This window comes from Agromyces albus (assembly GCF_004134825.1).
GTDB lineage: Bacteria > Actinomycetota > Actinomycetes > Actinomycetales > Microbacteriaceae > Agromyces > Agromyces albus.
The window spans coordinates 1-10,706 of the sequence record NZ_SDPN01000068.1; the positions used below are offsets into that span (position 1 = coordinate 1).

Consider the following 10,706-nt stretch of genomic DNA (forward strand, 5'->3'; position numbering starts at 1 on the left):
TTCCGGAACCGGTACCAGGTTTTCCGCGGGTACTTTGAAGAACGGTTCGAAGAGATGGCCGCCAGCGGCGAACTGGTCACGACGATGACCCCCCGAGCGCTCTCGTTCACCTTCGTCGCGCTCCTCGACGGCCTCGAAGTCCAATGGCTCTACGAGCAAAGCGAATTCAAGATGGAAGACATCATCGAAGAATTCCTCGCCTCCATCAACCCCGCCCGCTGACCATCCCGACTGGAGCGCCGCGCCGCGCCGATCCTCAAAGAAGCCCCAAACTTCTTGCCCCAGATCGCGCCGAGATGATCCGCTCCCGACAGTAGTGGCACCCGGCCGCGCTGTCTCGGATCGGCGAATTGCTCGAGTGCCGTTGCGGCGTCACCCTGCCTCAACTGCTCGCAGACGCAGTCAGGCGTTTTGCAGCATGACCACTCCACAGACATCCGCCTGGATCCTCGAGCACCAACGACCTTCGGCTCCGGTCGAAGGGGCGATCATCACCGCAACGCTTCGGCGAGGAAGTCGATGGATCGCCCGACCTCCGGAATGGAAGGCACTCTATTCAGGTGGCCATGCGGCATTCCCTGCGATAGCCGCGTACGTGTCGGTACGCCCGCTTCCGCCAATTGCCGCACCAACAACTCACCGGATGCTCGCAGATCATCCAGTTCTGACACCAGAACCGTTACCGGTGACAGGTCGGAAAGGTCTGCCGCCCCCGGCATTGCGTCGGGCGGCAGATTGGAGAGGCGCCCGACATAGGTGGACACCATCGACTCGACCGCGCGCGGTGTGAAACGCATGAGCGGCGGGAGTTCTGCCATCACCTCAGCAACATCCGGGTCGAGGGCCGGTGTCGGAAAATGGACGAAAGGGTACGCGAGAAGGACCGCTCGGGGCGCCACGTTGCGGTTTGTTCGGAGACGCAGCGCGGCAGTTAACGCGATTGCAGCGCCGGCACTTGCGCCGCCGATTGCCGGAGCGATGCCACCCGAGAACGTGCACACCCATTCCCAGACGCTCAGCACATCCTCGACCGGCAGGGGGAAGCGCACACTCTCGGTGGCCAATCGATAGTCCACCGAAACCACGAGCGATCCCGCCCGAGCCGCAAGCTCGGCCGCGACGATGTGCGCCTCTGGCATGTCGAGATCGCCGAAGGAGAACCCGCCGCCGTGCAACCAGACGAGGGGCGCGCTGACCTCCTCACTCGGACGATAGACACGAACGGGGATGAGTACCGCTCCCTGCACTGAGTGGTTCTCGACGGTGACACCGTCAGGTAGCTCCCAGGGCAGCGAATCTGTGAAGTAGGACATGAACCGCGCCATTGCTGATGGCTCGGCAAGATCCGACTCACTGAGTCCAACGATGTGGGAGGCCTTTTCCGCGAAGTAGGGATCCAGGGTCATACAAGCTCCTGTCTGAACTGTGCGCTGATGTAGGTATACATCAGAGCGCTACCGACTGCATTTTGTGTGCGCTTGTGACGATTCAGCATTCACCGCCGCGGCGAGACCCTATGAAACGCCGTCCGCTGATTACTGATCGCCCTGCAGCGCTAGCGGGCCGCCCCTGTCGTCTGCACCAGCAGATCCGCGGCGTTGAGGTAGGTGCGGCGGCCTTCGAGATCGACCACCGCTCCGGTGAGCTCGACGGTTCCCTGCGCGGGTGTCTTGTCCGAGCTGCCCCCGACAGCCAGCGAGATGGGGCCGGGCTCGAGGATGAAGCGCCCGTCGAGTCCGCTATATCCGAGTTGGCTGGTCGGAACCGTGAACCGGACGGTCGTGCTTTCACCTGCTGCAAGCGAAACCCGAGTGAATCCAATGAGCTGCTGGGCAGGCCGGGTGACACCGGTAGCGTGCTGGGCGGCGTAAAGCTGGACGACCTCGGTTCCATCGCGGTCTCCAGTGTTTCGGAGTTCGACGGACACCACGATGGAGCCGCCCTCCGTGGGCACCTCGTCAGCTGCGAGTTCAAGATCGCCGTACTCAAAGGTCGTATAAGAGAGGCCGTGACCGAAGTAGAAGAGTGGTGTGATATCGAGGTCGATGTAGCTGAATGTGTCGCTTGCCGTGCGCTGGTAGCCGCTTCCGCGTTTTTGGGAGACGTAGAGCGGCAACTGTCCGGTAGCCCTGGGCATGCTGTACGGTAGCTTTCCCGATGGGTTCGTGTCTCCGAAGAGCACCGCAGCGAGGGCGCCGCTGCCGTTCGGCCCTGGGTAGTAGCCGGTCACGAGGGCATCGAGCTTCGGCTCGACTTCAGAGAGCGCAATCGGTCGTCCCTGGTAGAGGACCCCAACAAGGGGCGTTCCGGTGGCGCTGACGGCGTCGACCAACGCGACTTGGTGATCTGGCAGTTCTACCCGCGCAGCGTCGGATCCCTCACCTTCTGTAACGCGCGTTCCGAACCAGCCGGCCTTGCCGCCGATGGCGAGGATGACCACGTCCGCTTCCTGTGCCAGAGCGACGGCCGCCTCGATGTCCTGTGGGTCGTCCGGGTGAATGCTGACCCCCTCGACCGATTCGACGATCGCATCCGGGGCTGCGGCTCGGATAGCTTCTACGAGCGTCTTCGTGCCGTACACGTGCCGGGCGACGTCCTCGCTGTCAATCTCCATGAGTTGTGCAAGTTGTGCCTCACCTGTCTGCGCTGTCTCCGCCGTCTCCGCCGAGCGAGAATCCATCATGCCGTCGAGACCGGCCATGCGGGACTCGCCAGTCGAGAGGCCCTTAACCATGTCGATGACGGCTGGGTAGGTGTACGCCGCGAAGTTGACCATTGCCGAGTCCGCATGCGGGCCGATCACAGCAATACGTCCTGACTTCGCCAGCGGCAGCTTGCCATCGTTCTTCAACAGTGTCACCGACTCATCGGCGAGCTCCCGTGAGAGCGCTGCACCCTCGCTCTGAGCAGTGCTCAACTCGATCGGATCGTTACTTGCGTAAGGGTTCTCGAACAAGCCCAGCTTGAACTTGTCGACAAGTACCCGCCGTACCGCGTCGTCGAGGACAGCCTCTTCTAGGCGTCCTTCGCGAATTGAATCTTCGAGCGTCTTGTAACCGGAGGCGACGGGCAGCTCGACATCGAGTCCGGCGGCGAGCGCAAGTTCGCCAGCCTTGGAAAGAGAGGATGCGACGCCTTGCCGGGTGTGCAGGCTGTCGACGGTGCCGTAGTCGGAGACCACGCTGCCAGTGAATCCCATCCGACCGCGAAGCAGATCCGTGAGCACGCCGCGGTTTGCGCCTACGGGAACGCCGTCGATCTCGGAATAGGAATTCATCACGCTCCCCATTCCGGCCATCTTGATGGCGGCCTCGAATGGGGTGGCATACACGTCGTACAGTTCGCGGGGGCCTAGGTGAGTAGCGGCCATGTTCTGCCCCGCTTCGGTGAGCCCGTACCCAAGGAAGTGCTTCCCAGTTGCGAGGACGCCGCCGGTCAGATCTTGTCCCTGAAGGCCACGTACGAAGGCGACGCTGAACGCGCTGACCAGGTATACGTCCTCGCCATACGTCTCATGTACGCGACCCCACCGCGCGTCGCGGGCGACATCGAGCACGGGCGCCAACGCTTGCAGTACTCCGACCGATCGCATCTGCCGGCGGATGACCTCTGCCATCGCCTCGACCCGTGCAGGGTCCCAACTGGCAGCCAAACCGATTGCCGTGGGGAATGATGTGTAGCCAGCCGCGACGAATCCATTGAGCGCTTCGGCGTGCATGATCGCCGGAATACCGAGCCTGGTCCGCTCGACGAGATAGCGCTGGATCTCGTTGACTGTGCCCGCTATCTGCTGCGGGTCTGACCCGCTGGCGGCGGCGGAGATATGCCCAATTCCACTGGCGAGGTGTCGGTCGAGAGCGGCTGCATCCAAGCCGTTTTCCCCGAAGAGTGCGAAAGGCATGATCGACGTGACCTGCTGTGCTTTCTCAGCGAGTGTCATGCGGGCGACAAGTTCGTTGGCGCGCTCCGTCGGCGACTTCAGCATGCGGTGCTCCTTCGTGAGTGAGGGTTCCGGTTCATGGTTTGGTGAGTGATTTCCTGTTCGTAGTCTGCTTCCGGGTCGCGTCGGCGTCTTTCCGAAGGCATCGATGGTTCAGGATTTGAGCTGGTCGGATATGGCGTCGATGGTGCGGAACACGGACAGAGTGTCAGCTGCGGAATGCTGCGGGTGTTCGAGCAGGCCCCGGCTGATCGCGTCGACCACTTCACGAAGCATTGGCACGTATCCGTTTCCCTCGCGCTGGATCGTGACTCGGTCCGGGTTCCCGAAGATCGCCTCGATGCTTCCGGCATGGATGTCGAGGTTCGTCGTCGCCCAGAACGGGGAAGGGAGGGTGATCCATCCCGTCATGCCGGCGACTGCCGCAGAGCAGTCGGTGAACTCGAGCATCCCGGTTGTGAAGTGCGCGAAACGCCCGTCGCCGAATTCGAGGGTTACCTGCTCAGCGAGGTCCACTCCGCCTGGTTGAACGGTTCCTCGCGCCGAAACGAACTCGGGCACACCGAAAATGCTGTGTGCGAGGGTCACCGGGTAGATCCCCTGATCGAGCAGCGCTCCCCCGCCCGGCGGCTGCCACCGGCTGCCACCCTCTTTCGGCCACGGGATGGAGAAGCCCGCTCGTAAATTCCTGGGCTCGCCGATCGTCCCCGCGGCGATCTCCGCCTGCAACCTCAGGAATGCCGGATTGAACTTCATCCACATCGCTTCCATCAGGAACCGTCGTTCTGAAGAAGCGATGTCGAACAGCTTCGCCGCTTCGGTGGCGCTCGTTGCGATGGCCTTTTCGACCAGTACGTGTTTGCCTGCCCGAAGCGCGTCACGGGTCATCTCGAAGTGCGTCGCTATGGGCGTCGCGAGATACACCGCATCGATCGAGTCGTCCGCGAGGATCGAAGCGAACTCGTGCGTCGACGAAGGGATGCCGAACTCCTCAGCGAAGCGGGATGCCTTCTCCCGGTCCCGACTTTGGACCACGACTACCTCGGCCCCATCACACGCCATCAAGTCCGGCACCAGGCTCCGCGAGATCATCCCGGTGCCGACCGCGGCCCATCGCTGAATGCTCACCGGTTGAGTTTGCCGGACGTCGAGATCGCTCATTGGGCAGTCTGCAGCGCGCGTCTAGCCTGGCGGCGCTCTCGTTGCCGATCTGGGTCCGCTGTCGGCGCGGCGAGCAGCAGCTTCCGGGTGTAGTCGTGACTCGGAGTGTTGGTCACGTCCGCGACGGGCCCTGTCTCGACGAGCTCGCCGCGATACATGACAGCGACCCGGTGGCTCACATGTCGGACAACAGACAGGTCATGCGTGATGAACAGGTAGGACACTCCAGCAGACCGTTGCAGGTCGATGAGAAGGTCGAGCACGACCGCCTGGGTGCTGAGGTCGAGCGCCGAAACCGGCTCGTCGCACACGATGAGCCGAGGTTGCAGGGCCACGGCGCGTGCGATGGCCACTCGCTGACGCTGCCCCCCACTGAATTCCCGCGGGTAGCGTTCCGCGGCGTTGGCTGGAAGTCCGACCCGGTCGAGCAGTCCACCCACACGCTGTCGTGCCTCTGCCGCCTTCATTCCCTGCGCGACGAGCGGTTCAGCCAAGATGTCCGAAATCTGCAGAGCCGGATTGAGCGACGTGTAGGGGTCCTGGAAGACGACCTGCATCTCCCGAGCCAGAGCACGTCGCCGCTTCTTGCTGGCGTGGGTGATGTTTTCGCCCTTGTAAGTGATGTTCCCTGAGGTCGGCGACGCGAGCCCGAGGACCGCACGACCGAGTGTCGTCTTGCCGGAGCCGGACTCCCCCACCAAGCCGAGGGTCTCCCCGGGAGCGATGCTCAGTGACACGCCCTTCAGGATCTCCGGTCCGTGCCGCAGGCCCCGTGCGGGGTAGCGAAGGTGCAGGTCCTCGATGGTAAGCAGGTCGCTCATCCTTCATCCTTTGCCGTCACGGGCAGATCGGTCCGCACGGTGTCCTCATCGAGGATCGAACTGATGAGCTTCTGGGTGTATTCGTGCTGAGGGTTGCGGAAGATTTCGCGTACGGCGCCCGATTCCACAACAACGCCGTTCCGCATGACGAGCACTCGATCACAGAGGTCCGCGACGACGCCGAAATTGTGGGTGACAAGCAACACACCCATCCCGTACTCGGATTGCAGGTCTCGCAGCAGGTCCAGGATCTCAGCCTGAACAGTCACGTCCAGCGCAGTAGTGGGCTCGTCGGCGATGAGCAGCTTCGGTCGGCCCGCGACCGCGCCGGCGATGAGAGCTCGCTGGGCCATGCCACCGGAGATCTCGTGCGGGTACGACTTGAATGTGCGCATCGGATCTGGGATGCCCACTCTGGCAAGCAGCTCGAGGATCGTCGCGGTCGCTTCCTTCCGCGACATCCGTGATGTCAGCCCCTCGACCAGCTGGCTACCCACGGTGAACGACGGGTCGAGGTTCGCCATGGGCTCCTGCGGGATGTAGGCGATCACGCTCCCTCGAAGTTTGCGGAGCGCAGTGCGGTGGCTGTCTATGACGTTCTCACCGGCGATGCTCAGCTCATTCGCGCTGATCCGGGCCTGCGGCGGCAGCAATCCGAGGATCGAGAACGCGGTCTGCGTCTTCCCCGATCCGGATTCTCCGACGAGCCCCACGATCTCGCCCTGAGCGACGTCGAACGACACCCCGTCGACCACGGCACGGAGGGTGTCATCAGGCTGCGGGTACTCCACGCGGAGCTCTCGCACCCTGAGGAGCCCGCCGGCGGGCGTGGCGGGGCTCGTAGTGGACAGGGTCGGGGCGGACAAGGTCGGGGTGGACGTATCGTCCCTGTCCATGCGGGCGTCCACCGCTGCAGCCTTCTCACCTGGCCGGCGGCGACGCGAGCTCGAGGATGAAGCCCCCTGCGGTGCAGCGAGCACGTCACGGTAGGCGTTCCCGAGCAGTACGAGACTTCCGATCAGAAGGGAGAGGAACAGAGAAGGCCATACCAGCTGGACAGGCTGCGAGTAGATATTGATGAACGCGTCGCTGGTCATCGACCCGAAGCTCGGCACCTGGTTGGACCCGAGGCCGAGGAACGCCAGGCCGGCTTGCACACCTACGGCGGCGCTGGCCAGGAAGGCCGCGGAGATGATGATCGGACCGCGAATGATGTACAGGACGTGGCGGGAAAGGATTCGAGGGTCGGAAAGCCCCGAGACGCGCGCCGCGTCGACGTACAGCTCGCTTCGCACTCCGACGACAAGGTTGCGAACCAGCCGGAAGATGCCAGGAGCCAGGAAGACGCCGAAGATGAACATCATCGACTGGTAGGTGCCGCCCGTGACCGGATACAGGACGATGACGAGCACCAGAGCCGGGAAGGTCATCAGCAGGTTGAAGGTCCAGGAGAGCACGCCGTCGACGCGGCGCCCGATGTAGCCCGAGATGAGTCCGAAGACAGTGCCGAGCACGAGCCCGGTGCCGGCACCGATGAGCCCCGAGATAACGGAGACGTTGATCGCGGCGAGCGACCGCGCCCAGATGTCGCGTCCGAACCGGTCGCCCCCAAGCGGCCAGTCGGGCGTGCCGGGAGCGGCGTTGGCGAAGGCGAGGTCTGCGAAGTTCGGATCGTGTATGGACAAGACGGGCTCGAGGAGCCCCAGGGCGACTATCGCCAGCAGAGCCGCGAGCGCTGAGACTCCCAGCGGTCTGCGCAGGAGACGCCGGAACGCACCCGAGCGACGGCGCGCGGGGAGTGCGGGCTGGGCGACCAGCTGCGGATCAACGGTCGTCATGAGATCCTTGCCTTCGGGTTGAGCCAGCCCGTCGCGAGATCGACGAGGAGGTTGACTACGACTACGAGCCCGACGCCGAAGAGCGTCACGCCGAGCATGGCCGGGAGGTCACCGGCGATCGTCGAAGTGAACGCGTAGGTGCCGTACCCCGGAAGGGCGAAGATGCGCTCGATGAACAGCGCGGCGCCGAACATCGAGACGAACTGCAGCGAGAAGGTGGTGAAGGCGGGGCCTGCCGCGTTGCGTAAGACGTGCTTGAAGAGGATCGATCCTTCGCTGACGTCGCGGCTCCGGAGCGTACGCACATAGTCACGGCCGAGTTCGTCGATGACGGATCCGCGCACCTGGGCCGCCAGAGCTGCGATGCCGCCGATGGCGAGCACCACCGCAGGAAGGATGGATGACGCGAACCATCCGGAGACCGATTCCTCGATGGGCGTGAAACCGATGGCCGGCACCCAGTGCAGGCTGATCGCGAACACGTAGACGAGTACGATGCCGAGAACGAGTCCCGGGAAGACGTAGGCGATAACTGTTATGGCCTGGAGGGCTGCGTCGAGGGCGCCCCCTCGAACCGCGGATGCCACCCCGAGGACCGTGCTGATGACCAGCGTGAGTATCGAGGCGAGAACGACTATCGACAGCGTGACCGGCAGCCGATCGCCCATCGCCGCAGCGACTGGCTGACTGCTGAAGTACGAGGTGCCCAGATCGCCTTGGAAGAGGCCCGAGATCCAGGACCCGTACTGCTCGATCAGGGGTCGGTCAAGACCGAGTTGGCTCGTGAGCGCAGCCACCTGCGCCTCCGTGGCAGACGGGCCGAGGATGTTCCTCGCAACGGGGATGTTGGCCCCGTACGTCAGGACGAAGGTGATGGTCGTCACCACGAAGATGAGAATGATGCCCGCCCCGAGGCGACGGAGAATAAATGAGATCACGGATGCTCCGAGGGTGGTGGTGCGGGGGCGACTGCCCCCGCACCACATAGGAAGGATGATTCAGATGGTCAGTTCGAGACCGAGAAGGCGCTCAGGAACCCGTAGCCGACTGTCGGATCGAACTCGACCTCGGCGGTCGTGACGAAGCTGCTCTTACCTACGTTGAGGGGCGCGAACCATGCCTGGTCAACCAGGTAGGCGTTCACCTTCTTGAATGCCGCGTCCTGCTCGCTCTCGTCCGCCGCGTTTGCTGCGGCGACGAGGGCGTCGAGCTCGGGCGTCGTGTAGCCGAACGGATTGAAGATGCCGGTCAACGACGCGTTGGCGTCTTGCGCTGGGAACGGATAGCCAGCGCCGTAGATGAAGAAGGCGCCGTAGCTCCCACCGAACACCTTCGGGTAGAGGTCGGTGAACTGCACCGGCTCCCACGTGACCGTGATACCAAGGTCGCCGAGCGACTGCGTGAGGGTCGGCTCGTAGTACGCGGTCAGGAAGTTGCTCGGCATCGTGAGTTCGAATCCGTCCGCATAACCAGCGTCGGCCATCAGCTTCTTGGCAGCGTCCAAGTCGTACTCGCCCTTCTCGAGCAGTCCCTCGTCGAAGGCGCCGTACTGCGGGTTGAACATCTGATTGGTCGGAGTGCCCTGCCCGAACAGCAGCTTCTCGACGATCTCGTCGCGATTGATCGCGTGGTTGATAGCCTGCCGCACACGGACATCGCCGAGGGCGGGCACAATGCTCCCAGTGCGGTCGATGAGCGCCAAGATGGGGAAGCCGCCCGTCGTGTCACCGACATGGAACTTCGGGTTGTCCTTGAACTGCGAGACGACGTCGGCCCCGACGTTTCCGTAGTCGATCTGACCAGCCAGTAGGGCATTCTGCACCGCCGCCGGGTCGGGGATCGCCTGGATCTCGACATGTTCGAAGTCGAAGGACTCCACATCCCAGTAGTCCTCGTTGCGGTCGAGCACGTACAGGGAGCCGGTCTTGCTCTTCTCGGTGTTGAGGATGTACGGGCCGGAGCCGATCGGGGCGAGCTTCGAGCTGTCCTCTCCGAGGACTTCGGGATCTCCGACTGCTCCCAGAGCTTCTGCGAGGTTCGGGAGTATCGACGCGTCCGGGCGCGAGAGGGTGACGACGACGGTGGACGGGTCGGGTGCCTCCACACCACTGACTGCAGACACGAGCTGCGTGGTAGCAGGAATCGTACGCACTGCCTCGATGTTGGCGGCCACGGCTGCCGCGTCAAGGGCGTTCCCGCTGGAGAACTTCAGACCTTCACGGATGTTCAAGGTGAGCTGGGTGCGGTCCGCGTTGTATTCCCACGATTCTGCGATTCCCGGCTCCAGCTGGTCGCCGTGGCGGTGCACGATGCGGTCATAGACGGCGAGGTAGATGGTGGGGTCACCGGTGATACCGTTCCCGATGGACAGATCGGTGGGAGCTGCGGAGAGAGCAAGTCGAAGCGTCTGCTCCCCCTCTCCCCCTCCATTCTGCGGCTCGGGTGCCGAGCATCCGGTGAGGGCGAGGCCGGCCACGAGGGCCGCCACCGCCAGGCGGACGGTGCGAGCGCGAAGATGCATGGAGACTCCTTTGTCATGGTGATGTGGGGTGGTGCGGGGAGGTGCTGGCGCGTCGTCGACGCCCCGGCTCAGGTTCGATTGAGTTCGAGCTGGCGAACCTCATCGAATCTCGAATCTCGATTCGACTTCTGAACCTCGCACACAGTACCACAAAGCCGAATCGTGATTCGACTTTTCGAAGGAGGCGGATGTTGAAGCCTCCGACCATCCGCGATGGTCGCGATCTTCAACTCGCTTCGAGCGATATGACCCGCACAGAAGCTGCTCATCACAGCGAGACCCGCGGGCTGTGAGATGAATCCATCGGATAGATGTGTTCATCATTCGGCACAACTCGAATCGTGTTTCGACTTTCCAGAGACGATATCACAAACTCGAATCGCAGTACGAGTTTGGTATCGTTATGGGAGAACCTTGAACCGAAG

The 10,706-nt window shown here is 63.2% G+C and carries 7 protein-coding genes and 1 pseudogene; 1 reads left to right on the forward strand and 7 read right to left on the reverse strand.

Annotation, left to right across the window (positions count from 1 at the left end; genetic code table 11):
- A pseudogene (locus tag ESP51_RS20765) lies at positions 1-222 on the forward strand (hypothetical protein); the annotation flags it as partial.
- A gap of 269 nt (positions 223-491) precedes the next feature.
- On the opposite strand, the gene ESP51_RS19470 reads toward ESP51_RS20765, so the two are convergent.
- The 7 genes from ESP51_RS19470 to ESP51_RS19500 form a co-directional block, all read right to left on the reverse strand.
- Positions 492-1,406, reverse strand: coding sequence for an alpha/beta hydrolase fold domain-containing protein (locus ESP51_RS19470; protein ID WP_129522527.1), 915 nt, complete (start codon positions 1,404-1,406; stop codon positions 492-494).
- A gap of 149 nt (positions 1,407-1,555) precedes the next feature.
- Complete coding sequence (locus ESP51_RS19475; protein WP_129522528.1) at positions 1,556-3,985, reverse strand: glycoside hydrolase family 3 N-terminal domain-containing protein; 2,430 nt, start codon at positions 3,983-3,985, stop codon at positions 1,556-1,558.
- A 108-nt stretch (positions 3,986-4,093) separates the two neighbouring features.
- Complete coding sequence (locus tag ESP51_RS19480) at positions 4,094-5,101, reverse strand: Gfo/Idh/MocA family protein (protein ID WP_129522529.1); 1,008 nt, start codon at positions 5,099-5,101, stop codon at positions 4,094-4,096.
- A complete protein-coding gene (locus ESP51_RS19485; protein WP_129522530.1) occupies positions 5,098-5,922 on the reverse strand; it encodes an ATP-binding cassette domain-containing protein in 825 nt (274 codons plus the stop codon). The genes ESP51_RS19480 and ESP51_RS19485 overlap by 4 nt, the downstream gene beginning before the upstream one ends.
- Positions 5,919-7,760, reverse strand: coding sequence for a dipeptide/oligopeptide/nickel ABC transporter permease/ATP-binding protein (locus ESP51_RS19490; protein ID WP_129522531.1), 1,842 nt, complete (start codon positions 7,758-7,760; stop codon positions 5,919-5,921). Before ESP51_RS19490 ends, ESP51_RS19485 begins: the two co-directional genes overlap by 4 nt.
- Positions 7,757-8,698 (reverse strand): ABC transporter permease, encoded by a 942-nt coding sequence (locus ESP51_RS19495; RefSeq protein ID WP_129522532.1) that lies wholly within the window; start codon positions 8,696-8,698, stop codon positions 7,757-7,759. The genes ESP51_RS19490 and ESP51_RS19495 overlap by 4 nt, the downstream gene beginning before the upstream one ends.
- Positions 8,699-8,766: 68 nt before the next feature.
- A complete protein-coding gene (locus tag ESP51_RS19500) occupies positions 8,767-10,281 on the reverse strand; it encodes an ABC transporter substrate-binding protein (protein WP_129522533.1) in 1,515 nt (504 codons plus the stop codon).
- Between the last annotated feature and the right edge of the window lie 425 nt (positions 10,282-10,706).